17 protein-coding genes are annotated in these 17,450 nt (G+C 70.7%); 2 read left to right on the plus strand and 15 right to left on the minus strand.

Going from position 1 to position 17,450, the window contains the following annotated elements; translation table 11 throughout:
* Nucleotides 1-228: 228 nt before the first annotated feature.
* From CRP45_RS17840 to CRP45_RS17895, 12 genes are all read right to left on the minus strand, one after another.
* Nucleotides 229-1,803: an ABC1 kinase family protein gene (locus CRP45_RS17840; protein WP_097245999.1), complete on the minus strand. Its 1,575-nt coding sequence runs from the start codon at nt 1,801-1,803 to the stop codon at nt 229-231.
* An 86-nt stretch (nt 1,804-1,889) separates the two neighbouring features.
* Entirely contained in the window at nt 1,890-2,654 is a 765-nt protein-coding gene (locus CRP45_RS17845) for a sporulation protein (RefSeq protein ID WP_097246000.1), read from the minus strand.
* Nucleotides 2,655-3,075: 421 nt separating this feature from the next.
* A complete protein-coding gene (locus CRP45_RS17850; RefSeq protein ID WP_097246001.1) occupies nt 3,076-3,798 on the minus strand; it encodes a lysophospholipid acyltransferase family protein in 723 nt (240 codons plus the stop codon).
* Between the two features lie 180 nt (nt 3,799-3,978).
* A complete protein-coding gene (locus tag CRP45_RS17855) occupies nt 3,979-4,992 on the minus strand; it encodes an ROK family protein (protein WP_097246002.1) in 1,014 nt (337 codons plus the stop codon).
* Nucleotides 4,989-6,029, minus strand: coding sequence for a hypothetical protein (locus CRP45_RS34655; protein WP_245910193.1), 1,041 nt, complete (start codon nt 6,027-6,029; stop codon nt 4,989-4,991). The genes CRP45_RS17855 and CRP45_RS34655 overlap by 4 nt, the downstream gene beginning before the upstream one ends.
* A gap of 13 nt (nt 6,030-6,042) precedes the next feature.
* A complete protein-coding gene (locus CRP45_RS17865; protein ID WP_067785838.1) occupies nt 6,043-7,266 on the minus strand; it encodes an ArsA family ATPase in 1,224 nt (407 codons plus the stop codon).
* Between the two features lie 92 nt (nt 7,267-7,358).
* Nucleotides 7,359-7,796, minus strand: a complete 438-nt coding sequence (locus CRP45_RS17870; protein ID WP_067785835.1) for an SRPBCC family protein — start codon at nt 7,794-7,796, stop codon at nt 7,359-7,361.
* 243 nt (nt 7,797-8,039) lie between these two features.
* On the minus strand, nt 8,040-8,423 hold the full coding sequence (locus CRP45_RS17875) for a polyketide cyclase / dehydrase and lipid transport (RefSeq protein WP_097246003.1): 384 nt from the start codon (nt 8,421-8,423) through the stop codon (nt 8,040-8,042).
* Nucleotides 8,424-8,452: 29 nt separating this feature from the next.
* Nucleotides 8,453-9,580, minus strand: a complete 1,128-nt coding sequence (locus tag CRP45_RS17880) for a glycosyltransferase family 4 protein (protein WP_097246004.1) — start codon at nt 9,578-9,580, stop codon at nt 8,453-8,455.
* A gap of 63 nt (nt 9,581-9,643) precedes the next feature.
* Nucleotides 9,644-10,645, minus strand: a complete 1,002-nt coding sequence (locus CRP45_RS17885) for a M48 family metalloprotease (protein WP_097246005.1) — start codon at nt 10,643-10,645, stop codon at nt 9,644-9,646.
* A 6-nt stretch (nt 10,646-10,651) separates the two neighbouring features.
* Complete coding sequence (locus CRP45_RS17890) at nt 10,652-11,677, minus strand: NlpC/P60 family protein (RefSeq protein ID WP_245910194.1); 1,026 nt, start codon at nt 11,675-11,677, stop codon at nt 10,652-10,654.
* A 253-nt stretch (nt 11,678-11,930) separates the two neighbouring features.
* Nucleotides 11,931-12,512 (minus strand): C40 family peptidase, encoded by a 582-nt coding sequence (locus CRP45_RS17895; protein ID WP_097246007.1) that lies wholly within the window; start codon nt 12,510-12,512, stop codon nt 11,931-11,933.
* 595 nt (nt 12,513-13,107) lie between these two features.
* On the opposite strand from CRP45_RS17895, the gene CRP45_RS17900 reads away from it, so the two are divergent.
* Nucleotides 13,108-14,940 (plus strand): DEDD exonuclease domain-containing protein, encoded by a 1,833-nt coding sequence (locus tag CRP45_RS17900; protein WP_097246008.1) that lies wholly within the window; start codon nt 13,108-13,110, stop codon nt 14,938-14,940.
* Nucleotides 14,941-15,071: 131 nt separating this feature from the next.
* Entirely contained in the window at nt 15,072-15,347 is a 276-nt protein-coding gene (locus CRP45_RS17905) for an Lrp/AsnC family transcriptional regulator (RefSeq protein WP_067785820.1), read from the plus strand.
* A gap of 4 nt (nt 15,348-15,351) precedes the next feature.
* On the opposite strand, the gene CRP45_RS17910 is transcribed toward CRP45_RS17905, so the two are convergent.
* From CRP45_RS17910 to CRP45_RS17920, 3 genes are all read right to left on the minus strand, one after another.
* The gene (locus CRP45_RS17910) at nt 15,352-15,630 is read right to left on the minus strand and encodes a hypothetical protein (RefSeq protein WP_067785818.1); all 279 of its coding nucleotides are present in this window, start codon (nt 15,628-15,630) and stop codon (nt 15,352-15,354) included.
* A gap of 221 nt (nt 15,631-15,851) precedes the next feature.
* On the minus strand, nt 15,852-16,913 hold the full coding sequence (gene trpD, locus CRP45_RS17915; protein ID WP_067786182.1) for an anthranilate phosphoribosyltransferase: 1,062 nt from the start codon (nt 16,911-16,913) through the stop codon (nt 15,852-15,854).
* 86 nt (nt 16,914-16,999) lie between these two features.
* Nucleotides 17,000-17,422 (minus strand): hypothetical protein, encoded by a 423-nt coding sequence (locus CRP45_RS17920; protein WP_097246009.1) that lies wholly within the window; start codon nt 17,420-17,422, stop codon nt 17,000-17,002.
* Nucleotides 17,423-17,450: the final 28 nt, after the last annotated feature.

Below are 17,450 nucleotides of genomic sequence, written 5' to 3' on the forward strand. Positions count from 1 at the left end.
GCGGCGAGTGCGGCGGTGGCTGTTCAGCGTTCGGGTGCTCGCTGGGCGGTCGGTCGCACCAGCCTCGCGCGTCGGGGAGGCGTGGGTATGGCGGGCGTTGGCCGGGTCGTCAGGTGGCGACCCGCGGTCGTGCTCGGGCTGCGGGCGTTCAGGGCTCGCGGGCGAGTCTCCGCCCCCGAGGTCGTCCGTGGCGGCAGCCGGTCGCGTGGCGAGTTCGACGGCGGCTGTTCAGCGTTCGGGCGGTCGCTTGGCTGCCGGAACGTCCGTAGTACCAGCACTTCGCGCGTCGAGGGCGGTGCGCGTCCCGGGCGTTGGTTGGGTGGTGTCCGCGGTTGAGGTGATCGGGGCGATCGCCAGTCGGACGGGGTTCAGGCGGCGCAGTGGTTCGGTTGGGCGGTCGGGCATCCATGGTGAGTTCGCGTCGTCCAGGCCGAGGGCCGCGATGACGTCCGGGAACCAGCGGGTGCACTCGGTGCGCAGAGGTAGTTCGGGCTGGAGTTGCGACATCACGCTGACGCCCGCGAGAAAGGTACGCAGCATGGGGGTGTGTTCGGCGGGCATGGTGAGCTGGCGGATGACGTTGGACAGGCTCAGATCCACCGTCGCCGAGACTCGCTTGCGCAACCAGTCGGTGGTCAGGCGGAAGGTCGGGTCGAGCATGGCGTCGCGCATCGGCGCCAGTTGTTCGAGCACGGTGTGGCTGTCCAGCGCGCGGTCCGGTTCGACGTAACCGCGGCGGCGGATCGCGGCCTCCAGGTCGGTCGGGTCGCCGGAGAGGATCGCGCGGGCGATATCGGTGAGCGCGTCCAGGTAGCCGGGCGGGAACGGCGCGCACGCGCCGAAGTCGACGACACCGAGTCGGCCGTCGGGCATGATGCGGAAATTGCCCGGATGCGGATCGCCGTACAGCAGACCGGCTTTCGTGGGACCGGACAGCAGGAAGCGCAGCACGAGCAACCCGATCCGGTCGCGGTCGAACGGCGCGCCCTGCGCGACCATCCGCGACAGCGAGACGCCGTCCAGCCATTCGGTGATCAGCACGTCGCCCTGTTGCGCGACCACGTCGGGGACGACGAAATCGGGGTCGTCGGCGTAGGCCGCGGCGAAGCTGCGCTGGTGCGCGGCCTCGATTTCGTAGTCGAGCTCCTCGCCGATGTACGCGCACAGCGCCTCGATCACCGCGCGCGAATCCGCGCCGGGCAACAGTGCGGTGAACAGTGGCGCGATCTGCCGCAGCGCTTGCAGATCACTGAGCACCGCCTCGCGCGCGCCGGGATACATCACCTTCACGGCCACCCGGCGGCCGTCGTGCCACACCGCGCGGTGCACCTGCCCGACCGACGCCGCCGCCGCGTGCCGGTCCTCGAACTCCAGGAACAGCTCGCGCCAGTCCGGACCCAACTGGGCCGCCAGCGCCGAGTGCACCATCGGGGGCAGCATGGCGGGCGCCGAATCCTGTAGTTGGTTCAGCGCGTCGCGGTACGGCGCGGCGAAATCGGCGGGCAGCGCCAGCTCGTACAGCGACATCAGCTGTCCGAGCTTCGCCACACAGCCTTTGAGCTCGCCGAGCACGTCGAACAGGTGCTGGGCGGTCCGCGCTTGGATCTCGCGATTCACCTCGTCGGCGGAACGGCCGAGCATGCGTTTGCCCGCGCCCGCGACCCGCCTGCCCGCGAACGCGACCGGTAGCCCGGCCAGCTTCGTGGTGCGGGCGAGTCGGCCCGTCGGCGGATCACCGGCGGGCTCGGCGTCGATACGCCTGGGCAGCTTCAGAATTCGACCACCGGTGTCGCGGCGGACCATGCTCACCTCACTCGCACGCCGAGAAAGACCACCCCTACCCGTGGTCCCGCGTCGACGTTGTGCGTGACAAGGCTACCAACGCTGCCTCAGCCCGCGAGCCGCGCCAGGCGGTGGTGCAGTTCGCCCGCCCAGTCGACGCCCTCGAGCCGCTGGTAGTCGACCCACAGCGCGTCGAAGACATCGCGGCCTTCGGAGATCCAGCCGCCGCGCTTGTCCGCCTCCAGCACGACGCTCATGCCGGTCTCGGTGGCGACGAAGGTGACCTCCAGCTGGTTCAGCCGCGGGTAGTGCGGCGAACCGGCGAACTCGATCTCCTGGTAGAACGGCAACGTCTGCGGCGTGTTGTGCACCCGGCCCGACTCAACGTCGGCGCTGCGCAGGTGAAAACCCAAGCGCTCCACGGCCGCGAGCAGCACGTGCTGGGCGGGCAGCGCGCCGACGCCGATCGGGTCGGTGTCGGCGGCGTCCACCGCGCCGTGGATCTCCACGATCGTGCGCAGCGAGACCACCGTGCCCGGCAGATGCCTGCCGTTGTAGAACGTGATCGGTGTTTCCATCGGTGCGCGCGCCGCGAAACGGAAATCCAGCACCGCGCCGGGCGGCAGGTGCAGCGGACCGTGCACGCCGGTGCGCCCGAACGCGATGTCGCGCAGGCCCTCGTGGTCCTCGTACTCCTGCTCGGCCCTGGTCACGAATTCCACCGCGACCTGCGCGATGTCCTGCCCGACCTTCCCGCCGCGCAGCCGAACCACGCCTTCGACCACCCCGCCCGGCTGCACTCCCGGCGTGAACAACTCGGTCTCGACCTCGGCCCCGCCGACCCCTGCCGCCGCCAACAACTTCTTGAACATGCCCCGAAGTCTCCCCGCCCCGCCTTACCGCCACCTTGTCGTTGCCTTGCGCTGTGACCAACGTCATCCGCGGCCTCGCGCAGCGCCTTCGTACGCCTGATCGAGTTGCCGCGTGTGCGAGGCGAGTGTTCAGGCCGCCCGCCAGGATGACGGGGCGGCCGAGCTCGCGCAGGTCGTCGACGATCGCCGCGCTCACGGACCAGTCGTGGGTGCGGCCGGGCGGTCGGTCGTGCGCGAATCCAGCGCGACCGCATCGCAATTCGCCGCAGCCGCTCGGGCGATATCGACGGCGTCGGGGCCGGTGACGTGCACGGCCGGATTCCGCACAGCTTGGCACGCACCGGCATCGGGCCCACGATACCGCCGTGGAAAAGCAACGGCCCCGGGGCCTTTGGGGGCTCCGGGGCCGGTGGGGGGGAGGTCAGCTGGCGGCGGTGTCGGGGATGCGGGGGGCTTCGGGTTTCGAGCCGGAGGGGACGCCCTTGAGGCTGTGGGCGTAGACGTCGACGTATTCCTGGCCGCTCAGGCGCATGAGCTCGTACATGACCTCGTCGGTGACGGCGCGTTCGACGAAGCGGTTGCCGCTCATGCCCTCGTAGCGGGAGAAGTCGATGGGGGCGCCGTACTTGATGGTGACCTTGCGGCGGCGCCACTTGAAGGGGCCGGGCGGGGAGACCTCGTTGGTGCCGATGACGGCGACGGGGATGACGGGCACGCCGGTCTCGAGCGCGAGCCGGGCCAGGCCGGTCTTGCCCTTGTAGAGGCGGCCGTCGGGGGAGCGGGTGCCCTCGGGGTAGAGGCCGACCAGGCGGCCCTCGTCGAGCAGCTTGCGCGCGGCGTTCAGCGCGTCTTCGGCGGCGTCGGCGCCGCTGCGGTCGATCGGGTACTGGCCGGTGCCGCTGAAGAAGAACTTCTGCAGGCGCCCCTTGAGACCGGGGGTGTTGAAGTACTCGGCCTTGGCCAGGTAGTTGATCCGTCGCGGGCTGGTCAGCGGAGCGAACAGCCAATCGGCGAAGGATAGGTGATTACCCGCCATGATGGCCGGTCCGTCCGCCGGGATGTTCTCCACGCCTTCGACGGTCGGCCGATTGTAGAAGCGAATGAAGGGTCCCACGAGCACGAACTTCAGCAGCCAGTAGAACATGACGTCCTTCCCCCGGGACCGGGATAGTAGCGGGCAACCTGCGTCAGTTGCCGACTTTACCGCTGGCTGGAGATCACATCCAATTGCAGCGGTGTATCTCACCACAATCGGGGAGAAGCGGCTCCCGAAGGTCCCTCCGCCGCCGACTGATTCGAACGCGTGTGCCCTTGCGCACCGAAGTCAGCGCCCGCTGCGCGCGACTCGCGACGGGCGCCGACCCGGTTCGTCGAGCACCGCGCGGGCCAGTTCGGCGGCGCCGATCATGCCCGCCGCTTCGCCGAGCTGGGTGGTGCGGATGCGAGCCAGCGGACGGTGTCCCGCGCCGGTGAGGGCACGGGCGTACTCCTCGCGCGCCTCGTCGAGGAACAGCGGCGCCGAACTGCTCACCCCGCCCGCGATGACGATGAGATCGGGATCGAAGATGTCGCTGACGAACGCGAGCCCGAGACCGAGCCAGCGCGCGAAATCGGCCATCGCGGCGAGCGCGACCGGATCGCCGTCCTGGGCCGCGCCCGCCACCCGGCGGCCCGTGAGCGAACCGGGATCGCGGTACACCTCCCTGGCAAGCACCGTCGAGCGCGCCGGGTCGGTGGCCAACAGCTCGACCGCGGTGTCGGCGAGCGCCGTTCCGCTGCAATACCTTTCCCAGCAGCCGTGTTTGCCGCACGGGCAGACCCGCCCCTGCGGCACCACCTGCAGATGACCGAGTTCCGGCGCGACGCCGTGCGAGCCGCGATAGAGCTTGCCCTCGATGAGCAGCGCCGCCCCGATGCCGGTGCCGATCGCGACGAGTACCACGTTGTGCCCGCCCGCCGCCGCGCCGAACCGGTACTCGGCCCATGCCGCGGCGTTGGCGTCGTGCTCGAGGATGACCGGCAGCTCGAGGCGCTCGCCGAGCCGCGCCGCGACGGGCGCGTCCTGCCAGGGCAGGTGCGGTGCGAACCGGACGGAGGAGCGATCGCCGTTGATGAAACCGGCGACGGCCAGACCGACCGCGCCGATCGGGTGGCGGCGGCACAGCTCGCGCACGGCGCGGTCGAGCGCGTCCTCCAGGGCGCGTGCGCTGTGCGGTGTCGGCGACTGCACGGTGTCGAGCACCTCGCCGTCGCCGTCCACCACCGAGGCGCGAATGTTGGTGCCGCCGACGTCGATTCCGACGGTCAGCGGGAGCGCGGCTGCCACCTGGTGCGTCATGCCTTGATCGTGACGGGGATACCGACGTATCCGGACCTCTTGCTCCCGGCGGGGCGCTTGGCCGAGTGCGCGTCGGACGAGAGGGGCGCGGTGGTGCGCTGGTCCGGCGATGCGTCGGTGGAGGGGGAGCTGTCGCCGCGCTCGTTGTCGGCGCGGGAAGCTTCGGCGCGCACGTCGCCTTCCGTGTTGTCTCGCCTACCCGGAGGGACCTGCGTGCCGCTCGACCGCGCCGCGTTGCCGTGCCCGTCACCGTCCCGGCGCGAGTCCGTGCCCCGCCCACCCGAGACAGACCCAACCTCGTGCCGATCGGCCGAGCCCATGCGTTGGTGACCAAGCCGCTGCCCCGCACCCCGACCGCCCTCGGCCCCGTGCCGGTCGCCAGCCCGTGACGTATCCGTGTCCGGTCCGCCGGAGCGCGCCCCGGCGTCGTGCCGCTCACCGCCCTGGGACGCGTCTGTACTCCGTGCGTCCGAGCGGTGTCCGGCGGCGCGCCGGTCGCCGTCGCCGGACGCGCCCATGCCCTGTCCGCCGGAACGGTGCCCGGCAGCATGCTGGTCGCCGGCCCGGGATGCGTCGGTTCCCCGTCCGCCCGAGAGGTCCTCGGCGTCGTGCCGGTCGCCCGGCCCCGTGCGCCGGTCACCAGGCTGCCGCGCCGCACCCGCCCGACTCGAACCGTCCCCGGCACCATGTCGAGCAGCCGATCGCGGCCCCGCACCCGGATGACGATGCCGCACACCGTTTTCCGAGTCCTCGTCGTCGGGCAGCAGCGGATCCACCGGCACCCCGGCCAGCGCCTCGCGCAGCACCGTGACGATGGCGGTGCCGTGATCGGCGATCGCCGCGACCACGTCGTGGTGTTCCCCGCGCACCAGCGCCGCGGCCGCGCAGACCGGGCACCAGCTGCACGCCGACCAGTCCGGCTGTCCCTGCGTCGCGCTGCGCCGTAGCACCGGTTCGACGCGTTCGAGCACCGCTTCCGCCAGCAGCTTCAGTTCCTCGGCGAATTCGCTGAACCCGTCGCCGTGCGGGTCCGACATCTCGCGCTCCATCTCAGCGGCCCTCGGGCGTCAGCGGCCACACGTCCGGATCCGGGCGGAATCGGACGACCAGGTATCCGCTGTCGAGTTCGGCGTCGTCGACCGTGCACCGCCGCAACACCGGCGCCAGACGCAACCGGCGCCGCACCCCGTCCGCTCCCACGATCAAATCGTCCTCCACTCGTCCCAGTCGCAGCGTCGCCGGATCGACGACGGGCAGGTGCATCCGCATCGCGTACACCGAATGCAGACCCGTGCCCGATTCCAATCGAACCACCGGTTCACCGGAACGTGTGCGAACCTCCGCCGGATTGTCGCCCAGCATAGGTCCAGTTTCGGCGTCCGACGCGGCGGAATCGACACCGAAGGACAGCGCCTGCAGCGACCCGAGACCCACCGGTTCCGCGCCGGTGTGCTGGGCGATCAGCACCGGGATGTCGCGCATGGCCTTGCCGAGCGCCTCGATCACGTCGAACTGTTCGGCCCTGCGGTTGTGGTACCAGTGCACCGCGGGGTGCGCCTCCTCGGCAGGGCCGGACGGCTCGGGCATCGGCGGCAGCACCTTGTTGACGATGACCGCGTCCAGCCGCAGCCCGAGCAACGCGGCCGCCGAACGCACCCGCCCCGACTCGGCGAGCGCGACCCGCTCGGCGACGGTGACCAGTCGCGCGCCCGTGCGGTCGTGGTCGGCGAGCAGGTCGCGCACCTCGCCGACGGCCTTGACGATCCGGTCAACGGTGGCGGCGAGCACCGCTCGACGCAGGTCGGTGCCGATGGTGCTCATCGCCCGCGCGTGCGGGGGCCAGACCCGTTCCAGATAACCGAGCAGCGTGTCGGGCGCGGTGACGATGCGCAGCATGTCCGCCGAGGGCGGGCAGTCCACGACGACGACGTCCCATTCGTTCTCGTCGGCGAACTGGGCGATCTCCACCAGCATCAGCAGTTCCTGCACGCCGGGCAGACCGGTCAGCTCGGCGGGGTCCAGCGCGGCCAGGTCGATGCCGTGGTCGTGCGCGTGCGCGCCGCCCGCCGACAGCATTCGGGTCACGTCGCGAAACCGATCCTCCAGCAGCGCCAAAGAATCCACCTCGATGACGTCGAGTCCCGGCAGCACCCTGGTGATTCCGGTGACCGTGCCAGGGTCGTGCGGGAAGCGGAAACCGAGCGCGTCGCCGAGCGAATGCGCCTGATCGAGGGAGGCCAGCAGCACGGTCTGCCCGGCGCGGGCGTAGGACATGGCGGTGGCGCAGGCCAGGGTGGTCTTGCCGACGCCGCCCTTGCCGACGAACAGTTCGAGCCGGGTCCGCTCGCCGGGCTTGCGCTGCCCGGTCAGCCTTCGACCCGTTTCTTCAGTTCCTTCAGCGCCGTATCGGTGATGACCTTCTCGGCCTTGCGCTTGAACATGCCGATCATCGGGATGTTGAGATCCACGGTGAGCTCGTAGATCACCTGGGTGCTTCCGTCGGGCTGGTCGACGAGTTCGTAGGTCCCGTCCTGCGCCTTCTGCAGCTCACCGCTGATCAGCTTCCAGCTGACCGCCTTGTCGTCGGCGCGCCAGGTGTAGGTCAGCACGTAAGTGTCCTTGACGACGCCCGCGTCGAGCACGAAGCGGGCGGTGCGCGCCCGGCCCGCCGCGTCCTTCTCCAGCACCTCGACGGACTTCGCCGCCGAGACCCACTCCGGGTAGGACTCCAGATCGGCGATGACGGCCATCACCCGCTGCGAGGGGGCCTCGATGAGGATCGACCTCTGGGTCCGGTCGGCCATTGTGGTCAACGGTTCCTTTCGGTGTTGATTGGCCGCGCGGGCGCGGCGGGTTCGCGGCCCTTGGTGTCTCGCGTCCGAGCGGTCGAGACTTGCGCCTGCGGCGCGTGCGCTTCGACCGCTCGGACGCGAGACGGCCGCGAACGGGTCGCTCGTAAGACTCGCTCCGCGCGGGTCGGGTGGGGTATGAGCCTCGTCGTCGGATCCTCTCTACCCTGCGCCGCAGCCGTCAGGCCGCCGCGGTCCTCAGGCTGCGGGTGTCACCCCGGCCGGGCGGCCGGCTTCGAGCCGCGCCTTGATCTCGAAAGACATGTTCTTGCCCGCGACGCGGCGGGCCCGGTTGGCGGCGAGCAACTCGCGCGGCGACATCCGTTCGGCGCCCTGCGGTTCGCAGTGCAGGAAGTAATGCAGGATGACCCCGTCCAGCGAGGGTTCCAGCCACACCTCCATGCTGCCCGTCAGCGCTCCGGACACCGACCAACGAATTCCCTTGTCGCCGCGGTTCTCCCGCACCTCGAGGGTGAGATCCGGCCACCACTGGCGCCATTTGTTCGGACCCTCGAGCACTTCGGCGACCGCCGCGCCCGAGGCGGCGACGAACGTCTGGTCCGCGACCTGAATACTGCTCACACCGCTGAGCGTAGTTGATCGGGGTTCCCTCAGCGGAGGAGGTGGCGCAGGCGCGCGCCGAGGGTGTCCCAGCGCCAGTTCTGCTCCACCCAGGCGCGTCCCGCGGCGCCCATGGCCGCGGCGGCGTCGCGGTCGGCGAGGATGTCGACGAGCGCGTCGGCGATCTCGGTGACCTTGCGTCCGTCCACCACTCGGCCGGTCTTGCCCTCCAGCACGGTTTCCGGCGCGCCGCCGGAGCGGCCCGCGACGACCGGAACGCCGGTGGCCGAGGCCTCCAGGTAGACGATCCCCAGACCTTCGACGTCGAGTCCGGCCCCTCGGGTGCGGCACGGCATGGCGAAGACGTCGGCGATGGTGTGGTGCGCGGCGAGTTCGGCCGAGGGCACCCGGCCGGTGAAGACCACGCTGTCGCTCACTTCGAGCGCTGCCGCGAGACCGCGCAACTTGTCCTCGTAGGGTCCGCCGCCCGCGATGACGAGCACCGCGCCGTCGACGCGGTCGCGGATCTCGCGCATCGCCGCGATCAGCACGTCCTGGCCCTTGCGCGGGACGAGCCGGGAGAGGCACAGGATCGTCGGGCGATCGCCGAGCCCGTAGCGCTCGCGCAGTTCGGCGCGGGCCGCGGGATCGGGGCGGAACACCTCGGTGTCGACGCCCGGCGGCAGGTATTCCAGCGCGGCGTCGGCGCCGAAGGCGGAGGCGAACCGGCCGCGGGTGTACTTGCTGACGTAGGTGACGACGTCGGTGTGCTCGCCGATCGCACGCAGCGCCTGTCTCGCGCCGGGCAGCATCGACCAGCCGACCTCGTGGCCGTGCGTGCTGGCCAGGATGCGTTCGGCGCCCGCCCGGCGCAGCCGAGGCGAGAGCAGGGCGAGCGGCGCCGCCGCGCCGAACCAGACGGTGTCGCACTTCTCGTCGCGCAGCAGCCGCGCGGCCCTGCGCAGGACCAGCGGCGTCGGCAGCATCAGGGTGGTGGGATGGCGGACCACCTGGAACTTCTGCTTGGCATCGAACTTCAGGTGCGAGTCACCGCGCCAGCGCGGCGCGTAGACCACCAGATCGTCGGGCGGCAGCTCTCCGGCGAGCGCCTGCAGATACGACTGGATACCGCCCGGCCGCGGCGGGAAATCATTGGTAACCAGCAGAGTTCGGGCCATGGGGACAACCTACTTGGTGCGATCGGCTCGCCGCCGATCCGGTCGGGCTGCGCGGTGACCTGCTCACATGGCCTGAGCGGAGAGCCAAGCGCGCCAGTCGGCGACGAAATCGGCGCGCCCGACGCCGAGCACCTCGCGCAGGACACGATCCTCGCCAGCGGCGTCGAGGCGGTCCGCGGCGATGCGCCGGTAGAGCTCGACGAGGCGGTGCTCGTCGTACTTCTCGGCGACGAACGCGCTGACCGTCCACGCCTCCTCATAGGCGGCGACGGCGGTGCCACCGGCGAACGCGGTGTCGCGCGGCAGATCGGCGGGCAGCGTCCCGGCGCGCAGCGCGGCGTCCACCGTCGGCGCGATGTCGGCGAAGGCATGGCCCTCGCCGCGGTGGGCGGCGTACTCGGCGAAGCCTTCGAGCATCCACTGCGGAGCGCCGTCGACCGTCACGGCGCGGGCCGCGATATGCGTCAGTTCGTGGCGCAGCAGCGTACGCAACCCGTCGGGGGAAAGGCGCCGGCCCGCGTCGGGGCTGAAAACCACGCGCTGACCGGTCGGTTGACTGCCGCGCACGAATGGATCGGCCACCGAAGCCGCGGCGACCTCTCGTGGCATCTCGGCGCCCGCCCGCACCAGCGCGGCGAACTCCGACGGATTGGCGGCGACCACGACGAGCGCCGACTGGGCCCAGTCCGGTCCCCACAACTCGGTGATCGCGGCCGTGGCGGCGGGCAGCTCGCGCGCGAGCACCTCGAGCTCGGCGCGGTGGCCGGGGTGACCGACCACCAGCGACTCCGTGCCGTCACCGCCGGGGACGCGCAGCGTTTCGATCGGCCCGAACGGCTCGAGGGTGCGGCGCACCGCGGCAAGGCGCGGGTCGTCGGCGGGCGCTTGCCCCAGGTTCTCGGTGGAGACGTGTTGGGCGGCGCGGATTTTCGGCAGCGCCCACTTGGGCGCCATGGCCAGTGCGCAGCAGAGGCCCGTCAACAGGGTGACCATCGCGACGGTGAGCACGAACTGACACCGCCCCTTGGCCATGCACCAGCCGCGTGCCCGTCGCCATCGCTCCATAGCGGATCAGTATCGCCTAGCGGAGTGGAACGGTGTCGTCCCCATGGGTGCTACGGCCACCGGAACGCCGAAAGTGGAGGCGTGCAACATGAGTCCGTTGCCCGCGTAGATGCCGACATGCGAGATGTCGGAGTAGAAGAACACCACGTCGCCGGGCTGCATGTTCTCTTTCGACACGGGTGTGCCGTAGGACGCCTGCGCGGAACTGGTGCGCGGCACGTTCTTGCCGACCTGTTTGAACGCCCACTGCACCAGACCCGAGCAGTCGAATTTGTCCGGTCCGGTCGCGCCCCAGACGTACGGGTCGCCGACGCGGGTGAGCCCCGCGGCCAGCGCGCTGGTTCCGCTGCCGGGAACCAGTCCCTGCAGCAGCGTGTCCCGATCGAAGCCGGGCGGGAACGGCGATCCGGCAAGCGCGGACCTGTCCTTGCTGGACAGCGAGCTCCACGCCTCGATCACCTGGGCGATCGCGCCGCCCAGCTCGCTGCGCTTGCGTTCCAAATCGGCGCGCACCTGGTCGGCTTTCTCGGCGGCGCCGCGGGCCGCGTCGGCGGCGGCGCGCGCGGCGGACTCGGCGGTCTCGGCCGCGTCGGTCGCCTTCTTGAACTCTTTGAGCTGATCGGCGGTCTGCGCGCTGAGCACGTCCAGCGTGGACATCTGATCGAGCAGCTGCTGCGGGGAATCGCTGACCAGCACGGCGTACATGCGGTTGGTGCGCGCGCCCTGGTAGGTGGCGATCGCGGTGCGGTCGATGACCGGCTGGAACTTGCGGACCTCGGCGCGCGCGGCGTCGGCGACCTCGGTGGTCGCGGCCAGCTTCGCGTCGGCCTCCTGCTGCACGGCGAGTTTGGCGTCGAGCTCGTCCTGGGCGCTGAGCGCCTGCTGATTGAGCTGCTCGGATTGACGCGAGAGATCGATCATGCGCTGCACCGCTTCGCTCGCGGTGCTCGGCAGTGCGACGGGGTCCGCGACCGCGGGACCGCTCGCGTACAGGGCCGTGGCCAGCACTCCGGCCGCCAGTACTCCACTCACCAGACGATTCGTGCGCAGTCTTCGGTGACCAGCTGTCACTGGCGTGCCCCGTTCTCTCGTAATGCCGACTCGTGAAATCGAAAGCGACGCAGCCGCCCACACACGGTTCGCGGAGACGGGTTTCGCAGCTCTGCGACCCGGGTAGGTCTCATTTAGATTACGAAACGGCAGCGGTCGGTGTCCAGTGGGGAACGAACCGATCACGGCCGTGGGGAGATCGAGCCGGGCCGCGCGGCGGCCCGGCTCGACCGGATCAGAAGCGGCGCGCGCCCGCGATCGGCATCGAGTCCATCGAGGCGATCATGACCGGGGTGCCGGAGGTGGAGGCGTGGATGACGTTGCCGTCGCCCGCGTACAGGCCAGAGTGGCCGCCGCCGTAGAACGACACCAGGTCGCCCGGCTGCAGGTCGTCCAGCGAGACCGGGGTGCCGGAGGCCAGCTGGGCGCCGCTGGTGCGCGGCAGCTCCATGCCCGCCTGGCGGTAGGACCACTGCACCAGGCCGGAGCAGTCGAAGGCGTTCGGGCCCGCGGCGCCGTACACGTACGGGGAGCCGAGCTTGGACATGGCCGCGTCCAGGGCGACCTCGCCGAGGGTCTTCTGCGGAGCGACGAACGGAAGGGGAGCGCCGCCGGGCGGGGTGCCGAACTGCACGCCGGGGATGTCGGCCGGGATCGGGATCTCGTTCGGAACCTCGAACGTTCCCACGCCGGGGATGGTCACCGGCTGAGCCGACGCGGGGGCGGCGGGAAGGAGGAACGCGCCGATGGTGGCAGCGCCGACGGCTCCGGCGGCAACGGCACGCTGCGCCTGTCGCTTGACGGTGTTGGTCGCCATGATGCGGGTTACTTCCAATCTGCCCCACGACGCCACACCCGGTGGTGCGGCGGACTGCGTGCTGCCGCTCCGTTCGGTGCGGCGGACTCCGTGAGGTCTCGAAAAGGTTACGAACACATCACGGTCATTTGTAAAGCCCGGGGCATCCGAAATGGCGATGATCAACAATTTCCGCCATGCATATCTGCGAGGTATCTCACAGCAATCACGAAACGATAACGAGGCCCGGTTATCAGCGGGCGTCCGCCTCGCTACCCCCAGCTGTCCCAGGTGGTGACGTGGTCCATACCCGGCGTGCATGACCGCTGTTTTCGCAGGTGGATGCGCTCGAGGCGGTGCTTGACGCGTCCTTGATCAGGGCGGTTGACCAAGGTGGCTCCGGCAGCGCGGCAGCACGCCCGGCGGGGGTGGTCGGCTGTACCGGACACGCCCGGGCGCTGATTCATTCGCGACGGAAATGTGATCTGGGTCGCTTTCTGGTGTTCTAGATCATTTCGCGGGTATCGCAACGAGAACCTCGCGCGACAAATCGGACGAATGGTGCGCGATTTCGCGCGCCCGGAGGTTGTCGTACCGGGGCCCTACGCTGCTCGCCGTGCCCGACCCCGCGCCGCGCCAGGCCGCCGCCAAGCAGCTGGCCTTCGACGAACTCGATACGCCGCTCCACGACACCACTTTCGTGGTCGTCGACCTGGAAACCACCGGGACGCGCGCGGACGGCGACGCGATCACCGAGATCGGCGCGGTCAAGGTGCGCGGCGGCGAGGTGCTCGGCGAGTTCGCGACGCTGGTGAACCCCGGCAGGGAGATACCGCCCGCGGTCGTGCACGTCACCGGGATCACCACGGCCATGGTCTACGCCGCCCCGCGCATCGAATCGGTGCTGCCGGGATTCCTCGAGTTCGCGGCGGGCGCGGTACTCGTCGCGCACAACGCCCGATTCGATATGGCCTTCCTGCGCGCGGCCGCGGCGCGCTGCGAGACGGAGTGGCCCAAGGGGCCCGTGCTGTGCACGGTGAAGCTGGCGCGGCGGGTACTCGGCAGGGACGAGGCGCCCTCGGTCCGGCTCGCGTCGCTGGCCCGGCTGCTCGGCGCGAGCACCCAGCCGACGCACCGCGCACTGGACGACGCGCGCGCCACCGTCGACGTGTTGCACGCGCTCATCGCCCGGGTGGGAAACCAAGGCGTGCACAGCCTCACCGAGCTGATGGACTACCTACCGGACGTGAGCTCCGGGCAGCGCGCCAAGCGGGTGCTCGCCACCGACCTGCCCGCCGCGCCTGGCGTCTACCTCTTCCGCGGCCCGACCGACGAGGTCCTCTATATCGGCACCGCGGTGAATCTGCGCCGCCGCGTGCGCAATTACTTCACCGGCTCGGAGACGAGGGGCCGGATGAAGGAGATGGTCGCGCTTGCCACCCGCGTCGATCACGTGGTGTGCGCGCACGCGCTGGAGGCCGGGGTTCGCGAGCTGCGGCTGCTCGTCGCGCACGCGCCGCCCTACAACCGGCGCTCGAAATTCCCCAAACGCGGATGGTGGATCGCGTTGACCGACGAGCCTTTCCCGCGTTTCGCGATCGTCCGCACGCCGACGCGGGATGCGCTGGGCCCCTTCACTTCTCGCCTGGACGCCGCCGACGTCGCGGCGACCGTCGCCGAGCACGCCGGACTGCGCACCTGCACGACTCGGCTGCCCCGCGGCGGGCGCCACGACTGCCCGCCCGCGGCGGTCGGCGGCTGCCCCGCGGCGACCCCTTCCGGAATCCCTATAGATACAAAGGAATACGCGCCCGCTCCGGCCGCGGTGCGCGCGCTGTTCCGCGGCGATTCCGACGCCACCGTGCGGGCGATGCTCGACCGCATCGAAACGCATTCCGCTGCCGAGCATTTCGAGGCCGCCGCGCGCCTGCGCGATCGCACCGTCGCGGTGATCAGGGCGCTGCGGCGCACCCAGCGGCTCGCGGCCGTCGCTCGGATCGCCGAACTGATCGCCGCGCACCCGGACGGCGCTGGCGGCTGGGAGTTCGCCGTCATTCGCTACGGCCGCTTGGCGGGCTCGGGTACCGCCCGGCGCGGAACGCCCCCGATGCCGATCGTGGAACAGATAGTCGCGGCCGCCGAGACGGTCGTTCCGGAGGGCGGCGAGACCAGCGTTCGGGTCGGCGGCGATCTCGTATCCCCGGCGCTCGAATTCGCGGGCGACGCTTCGGCGGAAGTCGGGACGGCTGATGGCGACGCGGCCTTCGATGCTCCGCCGCTGCGTGGCGCGTCGTCGGAGGAGGTGGGTTTGGTCGCGCGCTGGTTGGCGCGGCCGGGCGTGCGGATCGTACGCAGCACGCAGGGGTACTGCGAGCCGCGCTACGGTGCTGGCCGCTGGCTGGGCTGGGCCGAGGTGGCCGACGCGGCGGCCAGACCCGACCGAAGGTGACATTCGGTCTGTCCGACCGGGTGGCGGACGCCTTCGGTCGGGCTGGACGCGACCGGTCAGGTCGAGCAGACGGTGGGGCCGGGTGCGGGCTGAGGCCGACTTTGCCCGGCCACGCCGATTACGCTGACCGCATGATTAACGCGATCGTGCTGATCCACGCCGACAACGGCCGTATCCCGGAGACCGCGCAGGCGGTCGCCGACACCGAGGGCGTCACCGAGGTGTACTCGTGCGCGGGCGATGTGGACCTGATCGCGATCGTGCGGGTGCGCGATCACGAGCAGGTCGCCGAGGTGGTGACGCACCGGATCGACAAGACGCCCGGCGTGCTGCGCACCACCACCCACATCGCGTTCAAGTCCTACTCCCGCGCCGACGTGGAGGCCGGTTTCTCCCTGGGGGAGTAGCCGGTCAGAGCGCCGAGACGGCCGAGCCGGTGATCGAGCGGGATTCACCCGGCTGGAGTTCGGCGACCGTGTCACCCTGGCATTGGCTGTCGACGTACACGCCGACGACGCGGTCGGTGTTGTTCTCCACCATGAGCTCGTCGGGATTGTCGGCCACCTGGACGCAGCCCACCGGGTCCGCGATCACCTCTCCGTTCACGAGCAAGTCGCCCTCTTGGGCGCTGGCGACCGGCGCGGCGAACAACAGGCCCGCGGTCGTGATTCCGAGTAGTGCGCGCTTCATAGTCAGCTCCTCACGTGTCGGACCGGACGGCGCGCCGACGCACGTCGGGGCCGTGCCGGTGGGTGCCACGGCGGTCGGGTGACCGCCGGGATCGTGATATGCAGACTTGTTGCCACGGGCGCATCGCTGCGGTCGATCCGTCCCGCGATGGGTCAGTCTAATCGTCCGTTACCTGCGCGGAAGTGATTCGGCCGCACTCTGATCGAGCGTTCGCCCGATGTTCACCGATCGCCGAGCGTGTTCGAAAGCTTGGCCCAGCTGTCCAGCAGCGCCGCCGCCTGACCACTGTCGATCGCGGCGGCCGCGCGCTCGATGCCCGCGGCGAGCGCCTCGTGTACGTCCGCCTCGGGATCGCCGACCCCGCGCGACAGGTCGTAGGCGACGATGGCGGCCGCGGAGTTCACCAGCACCGCGTCCCGCACCGCGCCCGGCGCGCCCGCGAACACCGATCGCGCCACACCGGCGTTGGTCTCGGCGTCGCCGCCGCGCAGCGCGTCCAGTTCGACGCGCGGAATGCCGAGGCGGGTCGGGTCGATGGTGGTCTGCCGCTTCCGGCCGCCCGAAACCACCCAGGCGTCGGTGGTGTCGGAGGTGGTGATCTCGTCGAGCCCGTCGTTGCCGCGCACCACAAGGGCGCTGGCCCCGCGCTCGGCGAACACGCCCGCGACCACCGGAAGCAGGTCGGGGAAGGCGCAACCCACCAAGCCCGCGCGCGGCTGCGCCGGGTTGGTCAGCGGTCCGAGCACATTGAAGACGGTGGGAATCCCGATCTCCTTGCGCGCCGGACCGGCAAAGCGCAGCGCGGGATGGAACAGCGGCGCGAAACAGAAACCGATCCCGACCTCGCGTACGCACTGCGCCACCGCGTCCGGGCCGAGAGTGAGCCGCACGCCGAGCGCCTCGAGCACGTCGGCGCCGCCGCTCTTGGACGAGGCCGCCCGATTGCCGTGCTTGACCACCGGCACCCCGGCGGAGGCCACCACGACCGAGGACATGGTGGAGATGTTCACCGAACCGGAGCGGTCGCCGCCGGTGCCGACGATGTCGACCGCGTCGCCGTCGATGTGCACGAGACGGGCGTGCGAGAGCATGCCGGAGGCCATGCCGGAGAGCTCGGCCGGCGTCGGGCCCTTGATCTTCATCGCGACGCCGAACGCGGCGATCTGGGCCTGCGTCGCGTTGTCGGTGAAGATCTCGTTGATGACCCACGCCGTATCGTCCGCGGCCAGGTCGCCGCCGTCGGCGAGGGTACCGAGCACCTGGGGCCAGCTGCGCACGATCATCTCCACTTCTCCCGTCCCACTGGTTCGCCAACCAGTTTCGTTGGGAGCAGCCTAGTGCGCCCAGGTCCGCCCGGCGGAAGAGGTTTTCAGCGCGCGGTGCCCGCAGGTCCCGGCTGCAGGACGTCCCAGCCGTCGGCGAATCCGTCGTGCCGCTGGGCCAGCCCCGCCATCCTGGACCGCTCCTGCGCGCAGTGCAGCGCATCGATCAGCTGCACCCGCTGGAGTATCAGAGTCTCCAGCTCGCCCGCGGCGTCCGTGCGCGGGGCGGGTGCGTACCCGTCCTGTGCCGCGATCTCGCAGACCCGCGCGACCTGCTCCGCCGGAATCCTCAGGTGATGGCGCAGCACCGCGGGCGCGTCCTCGGTCAGCCCTTCGGCCCTGGCCAGCGCGGCCGAGCAGGCCTCGGCGTCGTCGAAACTCGCCGCGACGACCACCAGGTCCGCGCGGGCCGGGTTCAGCGGGGCAGGGGCGCCGCGCCCCAACAACCGCCGCCAGATACGCGGTGCCACATCCGCCTCCTCGTCTCAGCTTCTACTT

It is taken from the genome of Nocardia amikacinitolerans (assembly GCF_900215415.1).
GTDB classification, from domain to species: domain Bacteria; phylum Actinomycetota; class Actinomycetes; order Mycobacteriales; family Mycobacteriaceae; genus Nocardia; species Nocardia amikacinitolerans.